This is a genomic window from Rhodococcus sp. G-MC3, assembly GCF_030063335.1.
Classification (GTDB): Bacteria; Actinomycetota; Actinomycetes; order Mycobacteriales; family Mycobacteriaceae; genus Rhodococcoides.
In genome coordinates this window covers 20,828-39,365 of sequence record NZ_JASISW010000015.1, presented here as the reverse complement: position 1 = coordinate 39,365, position 18,538 = coordinate 20,828, and the positions used below count along the sequence as shown (strand labels likewise).

24 protein-coding genes are annotated in these 18,538 nt (G+C 62.2%); 2 read left to right on the top strand and 22 right to left on the bottom strand.

What is annotated here, in order from left to right; all coding sequences use genetic code 11:
- From QMK17_RS17090 to QMK17_RS17025, 14 genes are all read right to left on the bottom strand, one after another.
- Positions 1-735: an SDR family oxidoreductase gene (locus QMK17_RS17090; RefSeq protein ID WP_283510481.1), complete on the bottom strand. Its 735-nt coding sequence runs from the start codon at positions 733-735 to the stop codon at positions 1-3.
- Complete coding sequence (locus tag QMK17_RS17085) at positions 732-1,532, bottom strand: alpha/beta fold hydrolase (protein ID WP_283510480.1); 801 nt, start codon at positions 1,530-1,532, stop codon at positions 732-734. The genes QMK17_RS17090 and QMK17_RS17085 overlap by 4 nt, the downstream gene beginning before the upstream one ends.
- 5 nt (positions 1,533-1,537) lie before the next feature.
- A complete protein-coding gene (locus QMK17_RS17080) occupies positions 1,538-2,587 on the bottom strand; it encodes a VOC family protein (protein ID WP_442972784.1) in 1,050 nt (349 codons plus the stop codon).
- A gap of 11 nt (positions 2,588-2,598) precedes the next feature.
- On the bottom strand, positions 2,599-3,549 hold the full coding sequence (locus QMK17_RS17075) for a PDR/VanB family oxidoreductase (RefSeq protein ID WP_283510479.1): 951 nt from the start codon (positions 3,547-3,549) through the stop codon (positions 2,599-2,601).
- 36 nt (positions 3,550-3,585) lie between these two features.
- A complete protein-coding gene (locus QMK17_RS17070) occupies positions 3,586-4,104 on the bottom strand; it encodes a cupin domain-containing protein (protein ID WP_283510478.1) in 519 nt (172 codons plus the stop codon).
- A 45-nt stretch (positions 4,105-4,149) separates the two neighbouring features.
- Entirely contained in the window at positions 4,150-4,512 is a 363-nt protein-coding gene (locus tag QMK17_RS17065; RefSeq protein WP_283510477.1) for a RidA family protein, read from the bottom strand.
- A 17-nt stretch (positions 4,513-4,529) separates the two neighbouring features.
- Positions 4,530-6,044 (bottom strand): aldehyde dehydrogenase, encoded by a 1,515-nt coding sequence (locus QMK17_RS17060; RefSeq protein WP_283510476.1) that lies wholly within the window; start codon positions 6,042-6,044, stop codon positions 4,530-4,532.
- A gap of 203 nt (positions 6,045-6,247) precedes the next feature.
- The gene (locus tag QMK17_RS17055; RefSeq protein ID WP_283510475.1) at positions 6,248-6,778 is read right to left on the bottom strand and encodes a MarR family winged helix-turn-helix transcriptional regulator; all 531 of its coding nucleotides are present in this window, start codon (positions 6,776-6,778) and stop codon (positions 6,248-6,250) included.
- Between the two features lie 113 nt (positions 6,779-6,891).
- Positions 6,892-7,722 (bottom strand): adenylate/guanylate cyclase domain-containing protein, encoded by an 831-nt coding sequence (locus QMK17_RS17050; RefSeq protein ID WP_283510557.1) that lies wholly within the window; start codon positions 7,720-7,722, stop codon positions 6,892-6,894.
- Between the two features lie 29 nt (positions 7,723-7,751).
- Positions 7,752-8,051, bottom strand: a complete 300-nt coding sequence (locus QMK17_RS17045) for a hypothetical protein (RefSeq protein ID WP_283510474.1) — start codon at positions 8,049-8,051, stop codon at positions 7,752-7,754.
- A 40-nt stretch (positions 8,052-8,091) separates the two neighbouring features.
- On the bottom strand, positions 8,092-8,508 hold the full coding sequence (locus QMK17_RS17040) for a hypothetical protein (RefSeq protein ID WP_283510473.1): 417 nt from the start codon (positions 8,506-8,508) through the stop codon (positions 8,092-8,094).
- An 81-nt stretch (positions 8,509-8,589) separates the two neighbouring features.
- Entirely contained in the window at positions 8,590-8,781 is a 192-nt protein-coding gene (locus QMK17_RS17035) for a hypothetical protein (RefSeq protein ID WP_283510472.1), read from the bottom strand.
- 588 nt (positions 8,782-9,369) lie between these two features.
- Positions 9,370-10,392: a YdcF family protein gene (locus QMK17_RS17030; RefSeq protein WP_283510471.1), complete on the bottom strand. Its 1,023-nt coding sequence runs from the start codon at positions 10,390-10,392 to the stop codon at positions 9,370-9,372.
- Between the two features lie 279 nt (positions 10,393-10,671).
- On the bottom strand, positions 10,672-11,397 hold the full coding sequence (locus QMK17_RS17025) for an SDR family oxidoreductase (protein WP_283510470.1): 726 nt from the start codon (positions 11,395-11,397) through the stop codon (positions 10,672-10,674).
- A 129-nt stretch (positions 11,398-11,526) separates the two neighbouring features.
- Between QMK17_RS17025 and QMK17_RS17020 the strand changes: the two genes are divergently transcribed.
- Complete coding sequence (locus tag QMK17_RS17020) at positions 11,527-11,943, top strand: MerR family transcriptional regulator (RefSeq protein ID WP_283510469.1); 417 nt, start codon at positions 11,527-11,529, stop codon at positions 11,941-11,943.
- Between the two features lie 34 nt (positions 11,944-11,977).
- Here the strand turns inward: QMK17_RS17020 and QMK17_RS17015 are convergent, their stop codons facing one another.
- The 8 genes from QMK17_RS17015 to QMK17_RS16985 all read right to left on the bottom strand — a co-directional run bounded on the left by QMK17_RS17015 (position 11,978) and on the right by QMK17_RS16985 (position 17,385).
- A complete protein-coding gene (locus QMK17_RS17015; RefSeq protein ID WP_283510468.1) occupies positions 11,978-12,751 on the bottom strand; it encodes an 8-oxoguanine DNA glycosylase OGG fold protein in 774 nt (257 codons plus the stop codon).
- Between the two features lie 103 nt (positions 12,752-12,854).
- Positions 12,855-13,382, bottom strand: coding sequence for a GNAT family N-acetyltransferase (locus QMK17_RS17010; protein WP_283510467.1), 528 nt, complete (start codon positions 13,380-13,382; stop codon positions 12,855-12,857).
- A 25-nt stretch (positions 13,383-13,407) separates the two neighbouring features.
- A complete protein-coding gene (locus QMK17_RS17005; RefSeq protein ID WP_283510466.1) occupies positions 13,408-14,013 on the bottom strand; it encodes a DUF6636 domain-containing protein in 606 nt (201 codons plus the stop codon).
- Between the two features lie 13 nt (positions 14,014-14,026).
- On the bottom strand, positions 14,027-14,698 hold the full coding sequence (locus QMK17_RS17000) for a hypothetical protein (RefSeq protein WP_283510465.1): 672 nt from the start codon (positions 14,696-14,698) through the stop codon (positions 14,027-14,029).
- A gap of 335 nt (positions 14,699-15,033) precedes the next feature.
- Complete coding sequence (locus tag QMK17_RS16995) at positions 15,034-15,330, bottom strand: colicin immunity domain-containing protein (RefSeq protein WP_283510464.1); 297 nt, start codon at positions 15,328-15,330, stop codon at positions 15,034-15,036.
- On the bottom strand, positions 15,327-16,244 hold the full coding sequence (locus tag QMK17_RS16990) for a colicin D domain-containing protein (protein ID WP_283510463.1): 918 nt from the start codon (positions 16,242-16,244) through the stop codon (positions 15,327-15,329). Before QMK17_RS16990 ends, QMK17_RS16995 begins: the two co-directional genes overlap by 4 nt.
- 407 nt (positions 16,245-16,651) lie before the next feature.
- Positions 16,652-16,948, bottom strand: coding sequence for a WXG100 family type VII secretion target (locus tag QMK17_RS26505; RefSeq protein ID WP_442972783.1), 297 nt, complete (start codon positions 16,946-16,948; stop codon positions 16,652-16,654).
- Positions 16,948-17,385 (bottom strand): hypothetical protein, encoded by a 438-nt coding sequence (locus QMK17_RS16985; RefSeq protein ID WP_283510462.1) that lies wholly within the window; start codon positions 17,383-17,385, stop codon positions 16,948-16,950. Before QMK17_RS16985 ends, QMK17_RS26505 begins: the two co-directional genes overlap by 1 nt.
- Positions 17,386-17,548: 163 nt before the next feature.
- Between QMK17_RS16985 and QMK17_RS16980 the strand changes: the two genes are divergently transcribed.
- Positions 17,549-18,040, top strand: coding sequence for a hypothetical protein (locus tag QMK17_RS16980; protein WP_283510461.1), 492 nt, complete (start codon positions 17,549-17,551; stop codon positions 18,038-18,040).
- Positions 18,041-18,538 lie beyond the last annotated feature (498 nt).

Genomic DNA, 18,538 nt, shown 5'->3' with positions numbered 1-18,538 from the left:
TCAGCGGAAGATGAATCCGCCGTCGACGACGATGGTCTGGCCGGTCACGAACGCTGCGTCCTCGGACAACAGGAATCGCACGACGCCTGCTACGTCCTCGGGCGTCTGCTCTCGGTCGAGAGCACGGCCGTCGGTGTACGTGCGATAGCGGGCGTCGGGGACGCTTTCGGTCGCCTCGACTCGGATGAGGCCCGGCGCAACAGCATTGACTCTCACGCCGAATTCACCGGCGTCTCGCGCCATCGACCGGGTCATGCCGATGACCGCCGCTTTGGAGCTGACGTAGTGAACGAGCCGCGGTGATCCGTACATCGCGACGTCCGAGGCGATGTTGACGATCGACCCCTCGGACTTGGCGATCGCGGGCCATAGATATTTCGACACCGCCCAGGTACCGCGAATGTTGACGGACGTGACGCGGTCGAACTCGGATTCCTCCAGTTCGTAGAAGGTTTTGCCGCCTACACCGTCGGCGATGGCCGCGTTGTTGACCAAGCCGGTGACGTTCTCCGAACCTACGCGGTCGGCGAGCGCCCGTACCGAGTTGCTGTCGCCGATATCGGTGACGATCGCTTCGGCGTCGTAACCATTGCTGCGCAATGCTTCTGCTGTGTCGTGAGCCGTCTCGGGATTGCGTTCGGCGACGATGACTCGCTTGCCTTCGCTGCACAGTCGCTCAGCGATGGATCGACCGAGCCCACGGCCGCTTCCGGTGACCACTACGGTGCCGCTCACGACAGACGCTCCAGAAAGTCGGTGACGAGTCCAGCCGCCACCGCGGGTTGTTCCTGGATGGCGACGTGGCCTGCGTCGGCGATCTCGTGCAGGGTGGCGCCGGGAATGCGGTTGGCCAGCAGGCGTGATTCATCGACGCCGGTGACCACATCGGACTCACCGAAGAGAACGAGAGTCGGACAGGTGACATCCGAGAGCCGCGGTCCGTGGTCGGTCGACGCCATGAACTCTGCTGCAGCGCCGAATCCTTCGATGCGCAGGGCTGCCATGGAGGTTCGCACCGATTCGACGATTGCGGGATCGGACCCGGGTGCGACGAGCCGCGGGGCGCGTTCGGTCGCTACGGAGTCGGGACCACGTCGTGCCAGTTCTCGGGCACGAGCGCGCATGGCCTCCGCCTTCTCCGGTGAGGTGCCGCTGCCACGAGTGCTGTCCGCCAGGACGAGGCCTGCCACGCGATCGGGCCGAGCGAGAGCTGTTGTGAGGGCGAGCACTCCACCCCACGAGGTCCCCAGCAATACCAGCGGCTTGTCCGGGGAGATGGCGTCGGCGACTCGGAGAACGTCGGCGACGAAATCGTGCGAGTTGTCGGCAGGATCGGCGGACTCGCCGTATCCGGCGGCGTCGAGGCACCACGCGTCAATTCCGCGATCTGCCAACTCTTGCGCCAGCGGTGCGCACGACTGCGAAGATCCGCCGATGCCGTGCAGCAGAAGAACCGTTACGGCGGACGGCACCCGGGGCTGATGCCGGACAAGATGCAGACCGTCGACGACGGTCGATGCCGTTGCCGTCATGTTCGTCACGACACGGCCTCGAGTTCGGGTACCGGTATGAAGTAGTCGCGGTGCTCGGCTCCGAAGTGGATCCGTGCGCCCAGATCCGGAATGCCGGCCATGGCGGAACGGACGGCTGCGGTCGGCGGGCCTGCGGTGCCCCACTGGTCCGATAGTTCGGGAGTGCGGCGCCAAGTCCGGCAGAGCCATGCGTCCTCGTCGATTTGCTCGACTTCGGAGGTGTATTCGCAGACGAGTCCCGCAGGATCGGTGAAGTAGGAGAAGGTGTTGTCGCCTGGTCCGTGTCGGCCGGGTCCCCACTGCGGTGTGATGCCGTGTGAGCGGAGGCTGCCGATGCCGCGCATGAAGTGGTCGATGGTGGGCATCTCGTAGGCGATGTGGTTGAGAGAAGTCCACGGCGCCTGGTTCAACGCGATCACGTGGTGGTCGGAGTTGCACCGCAGGAACGTCATCTGTCGCTCGGACCAGTCGGAGATTCGCATGCCGAGGACTTGGGTGTAGAACGCGGCGGTGCGTTCGATGTCGACGGTGTTGAGGACGACGTGAGCAATCTTGCGGGGAATTGCACGACGGCCGGTCGGATCCTGGGCCGGGACGGCGTAGGCGTCGGCAGAGAGCTCGACGATGCGGCCTTCGGGATCGACGAGACGCAGCCCGTATCCGCCGCCGGCGTGGTCGAGCATTCCGGGCTCGCGCAGGATGGGCACGCCGATGCGGTGCAGGGCACGCGCGGCGTCGTCGATCTCTTTCGGTGATCCGACGGCAAAGCTGATCCGTCCCAGAGCATTCGAGTCGCCGCGCTGTAGGTCGAGTACATGGTGATCGGTGCCCGTTGCACGCAACCAGAAGCGGTCGCCGTCTTCGTCGATCGTGCTCAGTCCCCACACCTCGTGGTAGAAGTCGCGGGATGCGGTTGGGTCAGGCACTGTCAGCGCGACGGATCGAAGGCTGCGCAATGCGCACACGGGCTGATCGGTCAGCAGGGGCTGACGATGGGTGGGCACGCGGTCGGCAGGAGTGAAGCCTGCGGAATGACTCGGGTTGGGCGAGTGCATGATTGATTCCTTCAGAGATCGAGGACGAGTTCGGCCGAGCGGCATCGGGATACGCACGGAAACATGGTCTTGTTCGCAGCGTGTTCCGATTCGCCGAGGAGGAAGTCGCGATGGTCGACGTCGCCTTTGATCACGCCGACTTCGCAGGTTCCGCAGATGCCTTCGGTGCAGGAGCTGGGTAGGTCCAGCCCGGCATCGAGCAGTGCGTCGAGCACCGATTGGCCGGAACCGACTGCGACGCGTTCGCCGCTACGGTCCAGCACCACATCGAACGCGGTGTCGCCGCCCTCAGGAACGATGGCTTCGGGTGCAGCGAATCTCTCCGTGCGCAGCGCCGCGCCGGGTGGAATCGCGGCCGCGACCGCATCGAGCAGCGGAGCCGGTCCGCAGCAATAGACAACGGCGCCGGCGCCCAACCCGCCGAGCAGGGCGGAAAGATCCGGCAACCCGCCCTGCTCGTCGTCGGCGTGAATTGTCGCGGTCTCGGTGGCGGCTACCTCATCGACGAAGGCCATCGATGTTCGAGAACGTCCGGCGTAAAGCATGGTCCAGTCGTGGCCGGTGCTGCTGAGCTTTCGCATCATCGCCACGATCGGAGTGATGCCGACGCCGCCGGCAATCAGCACATGCTTTGTGGCATCCTCGTCCAGCGCAAACGCGTTCCGCGGCCCGTCGACCTCGATCGAGGCGCCGACGGACAGCTTGTCGTGCACGTGGGCACTTCCGCCGCGTGACTGCTCGGCTCGCAGTACCGCAACGGTCCACTGGCTCGTGTCCCGCGGGTCCGAGCACAGCGAGTACTCGCGGACGAGCCCTCCCGGGAGACGAAGAGCAACGTGGGCGCCGGGTTCCCACGTCGGCAGCGGCGCACCGGTCGGGTCGACCAGGGTGACACTGGTGACGCCGTCTGCCTCGTAGCTCTTCTGCTGCACCCGCAGAGTTCTCGCTGTGTTCTCTGACATCGGAAGTTCCTTCTGTGTGGGCTCGATTGACGCGGGTCAGCGCGTGACGCCGTACATCTCCGAGCTCGGTGGGTACGTCGGCAGCTGGGGCTTGGGAGCGCCGATGACGACGCAGAACAGGGCGTCGGTATCGCCGACGTTGGCGAGGCTGCGCGGGACGCCCGCCGGGACGCGGATGAGGTCGCGGTAGCCGAGGCGTCGGACAGCTTTCTTGGTGCCGTCCTCCACATCGTGGACGGCCACTTCGAGTTCGCCTTCGAGGACGTAGAAGACCTCTTCGACGTCGTGGTGGGTGTGCTCGGGTCCCACCGCGCCTGCGGGCAGACGCATGTTGGAGAAGGTGAAGTGCTCGGACGGAAGTGAGCGTGAGTCACCGTCGTGGTTGCCTGTTGCGCCCGAGCCGATGTAGCGAATCTGGGCCCGCTTGAAGCGGTCGCCGCCCTTCGCTGCCTGGAATCCCAGCGTGTCCCAGTCCTCGAAACGGGTTTCCTTGCTGGCGATGCACGAGTCGATCAAGTTCTCGAGATCGAAGGTGGTCTTCTCGGGAGCGGTCATGATTGTTCCTTCCGGGTTGCGGTAGAGGGTGGTCGGGCGGGGGACTCAGGGTCGGTAGGCGATGGCTTCGATTTCGACGGTTGCGCCGTAGGGCAGGGCCGCGACTTCGACGAACGACCGCGCGGGGCGAGGTGCGGTGAAGATGTTCTGGTAGTGACGGTTTGCTGCGTCGCGGGTCGCGACATCGGTGACGAAGTAGGTGGTTTTGACGACGTCGGTGAGCGTCATGTCGATGGTTGCGAGGCGTTCGGTCATCCGTGCGACGGCCGCATCGAGTGCTGGTTCGACGCCGTCGACTGCTACGCCGTCGGAGTCGACGGACAGTGCGCCGGAGACGAATCCGAATCCTGCGACCGCATAGGCGGGGCTGTACGGGTGAGCGGTCTCGTTGGTGAATGTGTTTGTCATGGTTGTCCTTTCGTGCTTCAGTTCCGGCCCCAGGCAAGCGGGGAGTCGGAGATGTCGAGGTAGATGCTTTTCTGGTTGGAGTAGTGGCGAACCGCGTCGCGACCTTTTTCGCTGCCGAGTCCGCTGTCGCGCAGGCCGGTGAACGGAGTCGATATCGAGAATTGCTTGTACGTGTTCACCCAGACGGTGCCGGCGTCGATCGCTTTGGCGATGCGCAGTGCGCGTCGGTAATCCTGGCTCCAGATTCCGCAGGCGAGTCCGTAGGCGCTGTCGTTGGCCTGCTCGACCAGGTCGAGTTCGTCGTCGAACGGCATGATGACGGCAACCGGGCCGAAAATCTCTTCCTGGCAGATGGCGTCGGTGTTCACGACGCCGGTCAACACGGTAGGTGGGTAATACGCGCCCTCGGCAAGCGGACCCTCGGTCGGCACCGCGCCACCGCACAGTGCTCGAGCCCCGGCATGTAGTGCAGCGTCGACCATTCGAGCCACTGAATCGCGATGTGCGATGGTGATCATCGGCGCGACGTCGGTGCTCGGGTCCGTTCCCGGACCCATCCTCAGGTGCCGCGCCCGCTCGACGAGTTGTGTCGTAAAGTGCTCGAACAGGCTGCGATGAACGAAGATTCGCGAACCGGCGATGCAGCTCTGGCCGCTGGAGGAGAAGATGCCGTACAGCACGCCCTGAAGCGCACGTTCTACGTCGGCGTCGTCGAAGACGATCGTCGGCGACTTGCCGCCGAGTTCGAGGGTGATCGGCATCAGTTTCTCGGCCGCCACGTGTGCGAGGTGGCGCCCGGTGGTGGTGCCTCCGGTGAAGGTCACCTTGGCGATGCCGGGGTGACGAACCAACGCTTCCCCTACCGTTCGTCCCGGGCCGGGGAGTACGGAGAGCAAGCCCGCGGGCAGTCCCGCCTCGTCGCACAGGCGAGCCAGCAGGAGCGTCACCCACGGCGCCCAGACGGGTGGCTTCGCAACCACGGCGTTTCCGGCTGCCAGTGCAGGAGCTATCTTTTGGGCGTCGGAGGCAATGGGGGAGTTCCATGGGGTGATAGCTCCGATGACGCCCATGGGCTCGTACGTCGACATCGTCATCCACGGTCCGCGGGGTGTCGTGAGGGCGCCGTCCATTGTCTCGACCGCCGCTGCCATGTAGCGAAATGTGTTGGCAGCGCTCATTGCCAGCGCACGTGTCTCGGTGAGAGTCTTCCCGGTGTCGAGGGTCTGCAGTGCACCGATCCGGCCGGCGTTGTGCTCGAGGGAGTTGCCGATGCGATGAAGAACGGCCGCCCGCTCGTGTGGCAACTGCGAGGACCAACCGCTGCGGTGCGCGGCCGTGAGGCCACCTTGGACGGCGGCGTCGACGTCATCGACCGTTGCTGCGTGCAGGGTGGCGAACACGGCGCCGGTGGCGGGGTCGACCGTCTCGATCTCGTCTCCGGCGCCGCGGGTCCAGCGACCGCCGACATAGATGCTGTCGAGCAGATCGGCGGTGGGCGGTGTCGCTGTGACGGGGGGAGCGGCGAGTGTCATCAGTGGTGTCCGTTCGGCAGAGGCTGTGTTCGAAGCAACAAAGTATCTTTGCGCTAAGACAGTTGTAATCCCTTAGCGCTAAGACGTCAACGTGGCAGCGGGCTTTCCGAGCAGGGTTTACGTCAGATTTACCGAATGGAAACGAAGGAGATGCAGGTCACATGGCGTGTGCGCCGGGTCACTTTTGTTAAAAAAATATTTTGCTACACCGACGTGATCGCCGAGGTTTTCTCTCCGGTGGGGCCATCCACCATGCGCGCGGAATTTTCCAGACGTGCCAGGAGGGCTGAGAGGGTCTTCACGTCGTCCTCGTTCATATCGCCGAGCATCGCGCTCAGCTTCTTGAAATGCTCGTCCGCGACGTTGTCGACGAGCGCACTGCCGGTGGGGGTGAGTTCGACGTAGACCACCCGGGCGTCGCCGGCATCCCGAGAGCGCGTAACGAACCCGGCGTCTTCCAGCCTCTTGACCCGAAGTGACAGGCCACCCGTCGTGACCAACGTCTGCTCGGCGAGTTCACCCGCAGTGAGGCGATGATCGGGTACCGCACGCCGTAGGCAGGCGAGGACATCGAACCCGGAGTCGGTGATGTCGTGTTTCTCGAAAGTCTCGGCAATGCGGCTCTTGTACACCAGGAAGCTGCGATGTAGTCGGCCGAACACTTTCAGCCCGGAGACATCGAGTTCGGGGCGTGCGACAGCCCAGTGCGACACGATGACATCGACTCCATCCATGGACCCAAGCTACCGCGCATCGTCGCGTTCTACGGTTATCCGGGTTGGTTGGGACGTCGTCGTAGGTATCGCGAGCCGCTGGCCATCGATCGCGAGGTGGCGGACCTCCGGAGTCAATTCAGCTGTCGGACAACGTCAGCGGCCGGTAGTGCGACGGGGAACAGCTGATGGCTGCCCTTCATGCCCTTGAGTTCGACCTCGCGCGGTGTACCGAGCGAGATGTCATGTGCAGTGCCGATCGCTTCACGAACCGTCTCGCTGACGAGGATTTCCCCGCCCTCGGCCTGATTGGCGACCCGGGCAGCCATAGCCACGTTCAGCCCGAAGATATCGTCGCCGCGTCGCACCGATCTGCCGACGTGCACGCCCATGCGTACCCGGATCTGGTCCCAGCGATCTGGGTTCTCGGCAAGCGCCTCCTGCACGCAGATGCCGCATCGCACCGCCTGGGCTGGGTCGGAGAACGCGATCATGAAGCCGTCGCCCTGATTTTTTACGACGTGGCCGCCGTGCTCGCCGACCTGCTTGGAGATCAGTCTGTTGTGCTTCTCGAGCAGTTTCATCCACCCGCGGTCGCCCAACTCCTGGTTGCGCGCGGTAGATCCTTCGATGTCCGAGAACATGACGACGATGTCGCCGTTGGCGGTCATTCTGGCCAGGTCGGGGCGTTCGACCCTTGCCCAGCCTGCGAGGTCCTCGACGGAGTTCCGTACGGTCGCGCCGAACCCCTTGTTGATCAGCGAATCCGCAGCACTGAACGTTGTCTTGATGGCGAGCGGGACCAGGCCGCGGCGGCGGCGGCGCGGTGATTCGCTGAGGGCGCGTTCCAAGGCTGACCGAGTGGATTTCAGCTTCCTGCTCGACACGATGAGGAGAACACCGAGCGCGATGATGACGGCGAGCTCGACTCCGGCTGCAACTATCCACAGGATCACAGCGCCCATCATTGTCTGAGTGTCATCGTGGGTGTCAATCAGCCCGGTGTGGCGGCTTCAAGAGGCGGAACCGATGGTGTCTTGGAAGCGTCGACAGAGTGGGTCGACGCTTCCCTGAGGTTGATCGGTGCCTTCATGTCCAGATCGCCCACCTCGTGTGACAAGTGATTCGTGGCGGACACCTGGACTGCGATATCGGCGTCGTGCATCTCGACTAGTCGGAGCTCGACTACTCGACTGGGTAGGAACGCCGCCATCGCCGATGCTGCTTGATCTCTGGAGTCCCAATCTGGCGAACAAGATGCGGCGAGCAGATTTGCGATTGGCTCTGTGGTCATGAAATTGGTTTCACAGTTGAAGAACTCGGGAAGCGCTGCACTACTTGTCCTTACGCGCACAATGGCCGAATAGCTGTTCGAGCTCGGCTAGCCCGGATCTCACGGAGGGATCCGCGCCCTCGGCGACGATGGCTCTTGCGTCTTGCAATATCGGCATGTCGCGTAGGCCTTGGAGCTCCTGAAGTAAGTATGCGATGTGGTCGGCGTCAGGGTCTTCAAGCCGTTCGCCGAGATCGCGCAACACGGCAGTGAGCCCTCGTCTCCCGCCTTGCGTGACCAACGCTTCGGCAGCAGCGGGTTGTACGGCAAGATTTGGATCCCTGAGCAACTCCGCGAGGCGGTGTTCGAGGGTGGAGTTGGGCAATAGCGCGCCCATGTCGACACACGCTTTTTCTCTCGCGGCCCAATCAGTTGACCATGATGCGGACAACAGCGAGTTGACAGCGTCGTCGGTCATGGAATCTCTGTGATTGTCATGGTGGTCATCAGTTGCAATTCGCATTCGCAATATTTGTGCGGCGTATCATCGATGTCCCTGTCACGTGTAATGGCCGAAGAGTTGTTCGAATTCGGCAAGTCCCAATTTAACTAACTCGTGCATTTCGTCGGCGACGACCGTTCGCGCTTCTTGCAGGACAGGAATGTTTCGTAAACCTTGCAGCTCCTGCAGTGTGTAAGCGATGTCGTCGGCGTCGGAGCCTTCCAGCCTTTCGCCGAGTTCGCGCAGCACACTCCAGCCCTGATCGCCCTGCTCGGGTCGTCAAGGATTCAGCTGCATCGGTCTGTATCGCGATGTCAGAATCGCGGAGCATCTAAACGAGTCGGCATTCAACCATGGGATCCGGGAGATATTTAGCCAACTCTATGGCTGCCTGGTCCCGCGATTCGAAGTCCGACGATCGGGATGCTGCGAGCAGTGCGCGAAGGGCGTCGTTTGTCATGGGATCTCCTCCGGTGTCAGGTCTTACTTCTCGTTTGAATTCGCTGGGCCTGGTCAATTCCGTCGCAGGGTCGCGATCGTGGACAATCTGGACTCTGTGAGGTGCTCGGCCGATACACCCAACTGACTCATGATTGCCCCCAACACTCATCCCTCGGTTGACCACCGCAGCGAGGGTCCCTGTCTGCTTGGACGCACGCCGACGGCGATCGGTTCCCCCGTCGGAGAAAATCCGTCGTTCGGCGACCGATCGCGGTTGTCAGGTCATCGAGTACCGCGACGGACGGTCTCTGAAATCAGGGAGAGACTTTTCGGTCAGCCCAGATCTGGTTTCGTTTGCCCGCCGTGATGGCGACGACTTGTTTGCACGAGGGGACGTCAGTTCACGTTCTGCAGAAATACCACGAAGACGAGTATGCCGAGCAGCAGTGCGGCGTTTGCTTTCCAATAGCGGCGCAGGATGGCCGCGAATTCACGCAAGAATGCTGTCGGAGCGTAGAAGCGAGCAGTTCGGGCTCCGGTCACATGGGCGGCCAAACCCAGATCACGCGTGAATGCGGCCGTCCGAAGGACGTGGAAGTCGCTCGTCACGATAATCATCGGTTCCGATGACAGCTCTCGCGAGTCGAGCAACTTCTTGGTCAACACGAGGTTCTCGTGCGTCGTTCGCGACTGCGTCTCGGCGAGGACCTGATCGGCGGCGAGGCCACGCGAGGTCAGGTAGTTCTTCATCGCTGTGGCCTCGGCCGTCGACTCGTCCGTCCCCTGCCCACCCGACATGACGAGGGCAGGCCGGTTACCGGCGTCGAGTTCGGCGCGGTACACCTCGAGCGCGCGATTCACACGGCTTGCGAGCAGCGGAGTGACGCTACCGCCAGCGCCCAAACCACAACCCAGAGCAACGACGGCGGCACTGCCCCTCGGCGGTTCGATATGACCGTAAATCAGTGCGTGCACAGCGAATGCCGCAAGCTGTATCGCCAAGCCCACCGCGAACAACACCGCGGTCCACACGCACGCGAGAAACCACAGGGGGAGTGAATGGGATTCGAGCAGCGCAACAATGGCGGTCAGAAAGCCGATGCTCGAGACCGTGACGACTGCAAATGCGAGAGGCAGCACCGTCGCCAGGCGAAGTCCCTCGCGCCTGATCACCACCACACCGTTCACGGCAGCAGCGCTGATGACGCCGATGACGGCTAGGAAAATGAACGTCGCCGCGATCACGATCAGTACTGCTTCGACGCGGACCTCCAATCGGTTGAGCAGACTGAGCGCCCCCAGCAACCAGGCGGTGAGAGCGGCGACGAAGACGAGTCCGTTGACCAACCGCCGTGGATCGCGCTTGAAGGCGACGGCCGATACGGCTGTCAGCACGACTGCGAGAGCGATGAAGAACATCTCCCGAATCTAGCGGCACCGACGGGAAGTCGCGTGTCGGTTCCGCACTGTTCCCGGCGGCCAGGCCAACGCGATTCTCATTGGCGAAATCGATGCGGCTTCACAGCTCGGTAGACCCTTGGCGCGGGGCCGTGAGCTTGTCCCAACCGGTTCATGCAATAACCGTTGCCGAAGCGGGCCTCCGCGGTAGGGCAGTCGGCGCCACTCGCGTCTTGAGTTGGCGGCGCGCCGCCGGGCGGCGATGATGCGCCGCCCGGCGGAATCACGTGCGCCAGATGGTTAGTTGGTTCCGAGCAGCGCGGTCATCTGGGCGTAGAACTCGGAGGGATCGCCAGCGAGTGATGCCTTGACCATCGCGGTCCAGTCGTCGACGATCACCTCGATCGAGCCGGCGGCAAGACCATCGAGTGAAGAGCGCGGCACGTCGCGGGGATCGATCTTGGGTCCGTCGTATCCGGCCGCGATGTCGGTGTCTGCTGCGCCGAGAAGCACACCCTGCACGAAGGTCCCCTGAGCGGCTAGTTCGAGGCGCACGCCGTTCGTCATATTCCACTCGGCTGCCTTTGCCGCGGAATAGGCACCAGAAGTCGGTGTGGCGAACCAGGATAGAGCCGACAGAACGTTGACGATCGCGCCGCCACCACTGGCGGCGAGGACCGGGGCGAATTCGCGGATCACACCGAGGGTTCCCCAGAAGTGCGTGTCCATTTCGCGGCGAATCTCGACCAGGTCGCCGGTTACGAGTGAGGCACCGGTCGAGATTCCGGCGTTGTTGACGAGCAGGGTGACATCGGATGCCGCAGCCGCCGCCGCGACGACGGACTCGGCGTCGGCCAGGTCGAGCCGGAGCGGCACCACCCTGCTGTCGTCGAAGTCGAGCGTCTCGGTCCGACGAGCCGTCGCATACACCTTGCGAACCCCACGTTCGAGTAGCTCGGCTACGAACTGGCGGCCGATGCCGCGGTTGGCGCCGGTGACGAGGGCAATGTGATCTGAGATGTCCATGGGGACCTTGCTTCCTTGTGAGTCTTTCGTTTCTCGGGTCGCTTCGGGCCCGATATCGACTAGGCTAAAACCTCACGTTGGCGTCAAGGTCAAGTCCGAGGCGAAACGACCGACTCGAGGAGCATCTGGATGCGCATAGGCGAGGTAGCACAGCAGGCAGGTGTCAGCACGAGAGCACTGCGCTATTACGGCGAACAGGGCTTGCTCGTCTCCGAACGCAGCCTCAGCGGCCAGCGCATTTACCATGAATCGGCCGTGGAGCGCGTGAAGCTGATCCAACACCTTTTCACCGCCGGCCTACCGAGCCGGACAATCTTGCAGTTACTGCCGTGCATCGACTCGGGTCAGAGCTCACCCGAGTCCTTCGACATTCTGACCGCTGAACGCGACCGCCTCACCGCCGCGATGGCAAGCATGGCTGCCGCCCGCGACGCACTCGACTCGATGATCGACATTGCGCATAACCCGACGCCCGAGCATTGCCCGGCTCTACGGGAAACCCCATGGGCGCCCTTTGATTCCGCCACCGCTCACGCGCACGTATGAGAAGCTCGGATTAGAGGGGTCAAGCACCCGCAGTTCAGAACAGTGTCGGCTGGGCGTGGCTGCCGAAGCGCGCTTCGCTTTTCCGGGCGCTCCACCGCTGTACGAGCCACATCTCGATGAGTTCAGGGCTGGTGCCGATATCGGTTGCCCAGCTAGTGAGGAGTTCGACGTAACGGTCGTAGCGCCGCCGGGTGAATCCGGTGACAGCGGGATCCTCCAACCATCCTTCGTGGATAAGGGTCGACACCCCGTATTGGTCGATCAACTGCGCCCGCCCGCCGTCCACGGACGCTTTGGCCGCCCACAGGAACGTGGCCATCAGGGACATTCCGACGCCCGGGGTGTCTGGCCATCCCGACCAGGATCCGTTCGCAAGCTCCGGGACCGCGCGGTCACGTAGGCACCGTTCGAGCACGGTCATTGTTTTGGCGACAGGATTCTCGTCGGGGCGCGTCAGGTGCGGGTTGTGGACGTCGGGGAATCTCCGCATCGCTTTGCGGTATTTATGGCTGCCCTGCCAGGCGGCGCAGAGAAACAGCAGGCCGAGCGAAGGGTGTTCGGCCTCGGCGAGATCGGTGTCGATACGAAGATCGTTGCGCTGTACCGTCGCGAGCCCGCCGGAGACAATCTGACCGTCGAGGTTGCGTCCGCGCAACCGGATGTCGTGGCCTGCGCGGTCGAGGTGCCTGTTCCACCAGTCGAGGTCAACCTCGACGCCGTCGTCGAGGACATTCAGGTCGTAGGTGCGCAGCTGGCACCATTGCACACAGGCCGATGGTGGGGCGAAGCCCTCGTCGAGTCGTGACATGCTGCCATCGTGGCATCAGGCACCGACAACTTTTTCCCAGTGAGTGTGCGTCGGCCGCTCGGTCCGATGACGTTTTCGTAGGGCGTCACTGCCCTCCCCGGATTTAGAAGTCCTCGCGCAACAGTGCGAAGACGAATGTGTCGGTCCACTCGCCTTTGCACCACCAGTTTCGTCGAAAATGCGCCTCCTGCTGCATCCCGACGCGTCGAGCAAGACGAGCGGAGGCGTCGTTGCGCGCGTCCATCTGCGCACTCACGCGATGTATCTGAGGTTCGCTGAACACGTGGTCGATCAGGGCGGTCACTGCTTCGCTCGCGTAGCCGCGGCCAGACTCGGCGGGGGAGAAGGTCCACCCGAGTTCGACGAGTGAGGGCGAATCGTCGATGAGCCATGCCCCGACGTTTCCTATCACGCGACCGTCCAGCTCGACGACACAAGCGATTGCGCCAGAGGCGAGATGGGTACGTTTCATTCGTTTTTCGACAGCGGCTACAGCATCATCGAACGTCCAGGCTTCGTAGAGCAGGTAGCGGCACACGTCGGGATCCGCGTAGTAGGTCAACATCCGCTCGGCGTCCGCAGGCTCGTAGGTGCGCAGCAGCAACCGCTCGGTGTGGATCGGCTCGGTCATGGCAACAGGGTAGCCAAGGCTGGTGTCAATTCCAGGTTGCCGCTTGCATCGACAGGGAGAAGCCGTGTCCGCCGCCGGCGTCGCAGACCATCGCGTCCATACGTGAAGTGCAGGTGAAGCCTCCGGAGCTGATGGACTCGTTGTAGCCCAGCACCTTTGAATTTTCGCTGCCGAATGTGCCCTGGTTGAAGCAGGTCGGCGTCACCAGGCCCGGATTGAGATAGAAGCCTTTGCTCAGTTGATCGATGGTGAAGGAGGGCGTCACGCAGTCGGCCCCGGCAGGTATCGGCGCGCTGCCTGATTGGCATCCGCTCGAGTACTGGCCCTCCGCGATTCGACAAAAGATCTTCCCACTCGGCGAGACCCATGCAATGCCGTTCCCTTCCTGCGCGAAACCGGCGGGGTCGACGACGGTGACAGGTGCGGATTCACTCTTCGTGACCTGCTGAGTCTGCGGCGTACCGGTACCGGGAGGCGCCGCCACCGAAGGCTCGGGTAGCGAAGTTGTCACGGGCGCAACGCCTGTGGCTGAGGGTGGCGCGGCAACGGGAGCGGATTGATCACCGCACCCCGTCAGCGCGGCGGTAGCGAGAGCCATGGCAGCGGTGACAACGAGTATTCGACGAATCATGTTCTAGCCCTTCTCAGAATGCGATGTTGACGTCGCGGGAGATCATGAAACCCGACCCGGATCCGCTGTAGCAGGTAACGCCGGCCTCGGTGGACCTGCAGATGTCGCCCTGTACGCCGATGGTCTGACCGTACTCGAGTACGCGCGGGTCGGTGTTGACGAAAATCCCCTGATTGGTACAGATCTGTTCGACGGTCCCGCCGTTGCGGATCTGGACGCCATAGGTGTTGTTTTCGGTATTGAGGCACAGGCGACCGGTGTTACCGGGAACCGAGTAGTGGACCTGGCATCCGACGTCGGTACCGGGAGCGTTGGAGGAATGGAATGCGCAGAATGCGTTTCCGCTGGGCGTCTTGAAGAAGTATTGGCCGTCGCCGCGCTCGAAGTCCCGTGCATCGACATTGACGTCGTCGCGATTGGGGACCGGCGGTATCGCAACAGGAGCAGAATTTGCGGCGGCTTCGGCAGGATCCGGTGTCACCACCTCCGGTGTCACCACCTCCGGTGCCGCCGCGGGTACTCCTGAGGAATCGGTGGCCTCAGGTGCGGCGGTCGCCAGGGATGTCGCCGGTGGCGCAGCAAGGTCGGTGCCGGCGCTGGGTTCGGTGGACCCGCAGCCAGAGGTAGCAAGACCGAGCACTGAAGTGAGCGCCAACGTAGCCAAGATCCTCTGAACCCGCGTCATCGAATGTCCTCACCGGTGACCGCAGACTGCCGCACCTTGTGACTAGGAAATCGGCGATCCCAGACGCGGCGTTAACGGATTCGATGTCACGACCCCGTCACGAATAGGTGTACGGGCGGAGCTTCGATGGTTGACGCTGCAATGGTGGCCGCATTGCGAAGGGCACAGGGAAAGTTGAAGTTTCACATTCGCGCTCGACCCGGAATGCCGGCCGCAACCAGCGTCGACACCACCATGTCGCCGCGATCCGGTAGTGACCGCGGCTGTGCTGTTCGACGTTATTCTTCGAGCTCAACGTCTTATAGTTGAGCTCGCGGAACTGATCGTCACGCAATCTACGCGTCACGCAGCCTGGTGAGTTCGATCAGAGCGACACGTGCACTGGCCAACAGTTGTTGTTCGTCGAGATCTTCCTCATCGCGGAGTCGGTCCTCCGATACGAACGCGTCGACATCAGAAAAGAGGCGGTTCACTGCGGCCGACACTTCCCGATCGAAAACTCCCGGTGTGTCCCTCACAAGGCGCAAGTATCGCATTTCGAACTCCTCGGCCGTGGACCTCCCAGCAACGAAATCCTCGATCGCGGGGATGAAGACAGTGCTTTGCTGAGCTGCGCCTATCGGTGCGGTCAAAACAGCCTCCCGTTGGTGAGTACTGATGCAAGCTGATCCTCGCCAAGCTTCCATCCGCTGAGAAATGACCCGTCCAAACGTTGCACAACAACAAGTTTGGAGATCGGATCGACGTTGATGATACATGGATCGCCTCGGTAGACTCCATCGAGATGTTGCGTTGAGGGGTTGGAAGAAAAGTCTTTCAAAGCCTGGGCGAACTCGTCGAACCCGGCACTTCCTTTCGGTGTCTCGATGCCGAAAGCCTCTGCGTGTTTGAACTTCTTCTCAACCTGTTTCCGATCTACCGTCAGATCAGTGGGCTCCAGATGTTTGGGAACGGAGGTCGGTTCTGGTCTGTGCGGCGGAGGTTCAGGTTCGCCGGGTCGTCGCTTCTTCTTGCCGAGCAAAAACGTCGCACGTTCCGTGATTCGGGCCACCTCACCTCCGACACGTTCGGTAGGTAGCTTCATCAAGACTTTGGCCCGTAGTGCTTCGACAATAGGTCGGATTAGTCTGGCAGCGGCTTTGGTTGCTCTCACAGCGTTCGCGCTGCCTGCGATTGCGGATGCCCCAAAGCTGACGAACGCGGCAAGTACTGAAATGGCCACCGTGATGCCTAGTTCGGTCATCAGAGCTTCGAGTATGCCGAGTATTTCGGCGCGGGCGTCACCGATCGACTGCTTGTGCTCAGTACAGGTGGTTGCGAGGGCACTGCAGGCTTGACGCAATTCCGACGTCAATTGGTCGAACTCCTCAGCGTCCTCGATGGCAAAGATGGACTCGGCCGCAATAATGTCGTTGAGATGCTGAATCGCACTCGAAATTAGGCTGTTCGGTGAATCGTTGTTGCTTGCGCGTGTCCAGATGTCGATCGCTGTCTGCAACCTGTCCGTGTCTCCGTTAGGGCACGGAATACCGATCTCATCGATCAACTCCGCGAAGGCTCGAAGTCCCGAACCTTGATCTCCCTCCGCTGATGGCGGATTTATTGGCGTGACCCGAGCAGTCAGAGGGTGGTCGGGCGGTAGGTCGGCTTGCGATTGCGAGTCGGCTGCGTCTGCGATGGCATAGTTTCGGCCCGCCTGCATCATCAGACCTGAATGATTATCGAGCGCCTCGATCAGCAGGTTCGACGAGGTCAGAAGATCCCTCACTGCGGAGTCGTAGTCGCGTGCCCAAAGCGCACCGGCCTCGTCGTTTCCACCCATGCATTCGCAATCCGCAAGGTCGTTCACGGACCTTTGCAGCCCATCCGACAGTGAGACGGCTGCCTCGGTGAAAGCTGCTGCTGCGTCGTAATAGCGAGTTGTGTCGACGTCGATCGTGCTTGGTGGCGCCATCAGTACCCGGCGAACATCTGCTTGTTCGCGTCACGTGCCAATTGGTAACTCTGCAAAGTGAATACCAGATCGACATGAACCGCCCCCAAGGTGCTGCGGAGCTTGGTCGCACGCGCCATCCAGTCCCTGTGCATTTCGCTGTGAGCGTCTGCGCTGTCGCCCTCCCACGATCTATGCAGATTGCCAACGGTTGTATTTATAGTTTCGAAGACCTCTCCCAAATGGTCGATCAGAGCGGAGAGCTGGTTGGCTGCTGTTTCTAGCTCCAAGAGGTCGACCCTCAGCTGGCTTCCCATCAGGACAGGTCCAAGAGAGAAGTTTTCACAGCGGATTCGTGTTCGGTGGTGATGACGGACTGAATGACCGCGCTGAGACGAGAGTGATCGAGGTCAAGCTCGCCCGTCAGCGTGCGAGCGACATCTACGAATTCTGACCATCGATTGAAATGCGCCGTCGCGCTCTCGCCAGCCCAGGATGTCTTCAGGGAGTCCTGCTCATTCGACGAGATATCAATGGCCTGCTTGAACGACTCAGATGCGTTGGCCAGGATCCCGAGAGCCTCGGAAAACTGCAGCTCGCTGGCGTGTACTTCGTGGTCGTCCACCCGTTCCTCTCCTGTCCAAGTGCCCCTGTTGACTTGGACGTCGAAAATCCTCAATTGGTTCCATCCATTTACGGAAGGATGGTGATTGTCGATGTGCGGATGTCGTCGTGCCCGGGATTGCCAGGTCACGCGCAGTTCTGGTCGTTCCCATGAGCAGCGCGTGGGCGGTCGGAACGACAGGTCACCGAAGGTTTCGTTGTGCGACGCGATCCCTGTAACAGACCGGCCGGTTCGGCGATCTATGTCGAGTCAGTTCCGTGCACAACGCGCGGACGCCAGGAAGGCATCTCGAATGATCAAGTTCGGCCGCACTACCGTCTCAGCAGACAACAACAAGGTTCGTCCCGTTGCTGGCGTGGTGCTTGCGTTTGCTCTTGCCTGCACGGTGGCCGCGTGCGGATCGAGTGAGGAGCCGACGGCGGCCTCTTCGTCATCGAGTGCTGTCGCGATCCAAGAGTCGACTACCTCTGCACCGGCTGTCACGACCACAATCGCTCCGGCACCAGTCACCGCCGCGCCCCCAGCGGCTATCACCCCCGAACCTGTCGCGGCGGTCGTTCTCATGCCGCCGGTGGTGTGCTTGAACCTGCAGGCCGCGCAGAATCTGATACAGGACGCGGGCGTCTTCTTCTCGCGCAGTGAGGACGCGACCGGAGCCAGCCGGATGCAGGTCAACGACTCGAACTGGATTGTCGTCGACCAGCAGCCCGGTGTCGGCGTGCCCATCGGTGAAGGTGACGCAGTCCTCTCGGTCGTGAAGATCGGGGAGCCGAACAACTGTTGATTCTGCAGGTTGTCCCGGGTGTCAGATGCTGGAAGCGACGAAACAGATACATCCCATTGCGCTGTACCGCAGACCACTGCGGTGTGGGGTGAAACTGAGGAGTCGGCGGACGAAACCGTTTCGACCGATAGGGGAGTGTCTGTCATCGGAACCGACCGGGCCATGGACTGACCGCTCATTGAGGTTATCTTCAACTCCATTGATGCCGACAAAGATCTGACCGACGACGCCAAGTAGCTGGTCCTGGGAGAACAAGTAACGCGGTGCTCGAGCTCGCTACCGGGGGCCGGCAACATTTAGCCGCCTGCGCTGGCAGGTCTCCGCGCCATTGCCGCAGTTACAACACCATCGAACGGACAAATCGAATCGGTCGTCGCGACTCTCAGAGCTGCTGTGTCGAGGTCAGTGGTCCTGGCCAGTGACGCCTTGACATCGCTGAGCGACTCAGGGCGTTGCTCAAAGCCAGGGACGCTACTTGGTCTCCCATTGCGTCGCGGG

Coding starts and splice junctions, on each gene's coding strand:
- QMK17_RS17010 (WP_283510467.1), bottom strand. CDS start 13,382: ATGACCGAGCCGATCCACACCGAGCGGTTGCTGCTGCGCACCTACGAG.
- QMK17_RS17015 (WP_283510468.1), bottom strand. CDS start 12,751: ATGTCACGACTCGACGAGGGCTTCGCCCCACCATCGGCCTGTGTGCAA.
- QMK17_RS17040 (WP_283510473.1), bottom strand. CDS start 8,508: ATGACCGACGACGCTGTCAACTCGCTGTTGTCCGCATCATGGTCAACT.
- QMK17_RS17020 (WP_283510469.1), top strand. CDS start 11,527: ATGCGCATAGGCGAGGTAGCACAGCAGGCAGGTGTCAGCACGAGAGCA.
- QMK17_RS17060 (WP_283510476.1), bottom strand. CDS start 6,044: ATGACACTCGCCGCTCCCCCCGTCACAGCGACACCGCCCACCGCCGAT.
- QMK17_RS17030 (WP_283510471.1), bottom strand. CDS start 10,392: ATGTTCTTCATCGCTCTCGCAGTCGTGCTGACAGCCGTATCGGCCGTC.
- QMK17_RS17005 (WP_283510466.1), bottom strand. CDS start 14,013: ATGATTCGTCGAATACTCGTTGTCACCGCTGCCATGGCTCTCGCTACC.
- QMK17_RS16980 (WP_283510461.1), top strand. CDS start 17,549: ATGATCAAGTTCGGCCGCACTACCGTCTCAGCAGACAACAACAAGGTT.
- QMK17_RS26505 (WP_442972783.1), bottom strand. CDS start 16,948: ATGGGAAGCCAGCTGAGGGTCGACCTCTTGGAGCTAGAAACAGCAGCC.
- QMK17_RS17080 (WP_442972784.1), bottom strand. CDS start 2,587: ATGCACTCGCCCAACCCGAGTCATTCCGCAGGCTTCACTCCTGCCGAC.
- QMK17_RS17025 (WP_283510470.1), bottom strand. CDS start 11,397: ATGGACATCTCAGATCACATTGCCCTCGTCACCGGCGCCAACCGCGGC.
- QMK17_RS17000 (WP_283510465.1), bottom strand. CDS start 14,698: ATGACGCGGGTTCAGAGGATCTTGGCTACGTTGGCGCTCACTTCAGTG.
- QMK17_RS17075 (WP_283510479.1), bottom strand. CDS start 3,549: ATGTCAGAGAACACAGCGAGAACTCTGCGGGTGCAGCAGAAGAGCTAC.
- QMK17_RS17045 (WP_283510474.1), bottom strand. CDS start 8,051: ATGACCACAGAGCCAATCGCAAATCTGCTCGCCGCATCTTGTTCGCCA.
- QMK17_RS17085 (WP_283510480.1), bottom strand. CDS start 1,532: ATGACGGCAACGGCATCGACCGTCGTCGACGGTCTGCATCTTGTCCGG.
- QMK17_RS17050 (WP_283510557.1), bottom strand. CDS start 7,722: ATGGGCGCTGTGATCCTGTGGATAGTTGCAGCCGGAGTCGAGCTCGCC.
- QMK17_RS17055 (WP_283510475.1), bottom strand. CDS start 6,778: ATGGATGGAGTCGATGTCATCGTGTCGCACTGGGCTGTCGCACGCCCC.
- QMK17_RS17070 (WP_283510478.1), bottom strand. CDS start 4,104: ATGACCGCTCCCGAGAAGACCACCTTCGATCTCGAGAACTTGATCGAC.
- QMK17_RS17065 (WP_283510477.1), bottom strand. CDS start 4,512: ATGACAAACACATTCACCAACGAGACCGCTCACCCGTACAGCCCCGCC.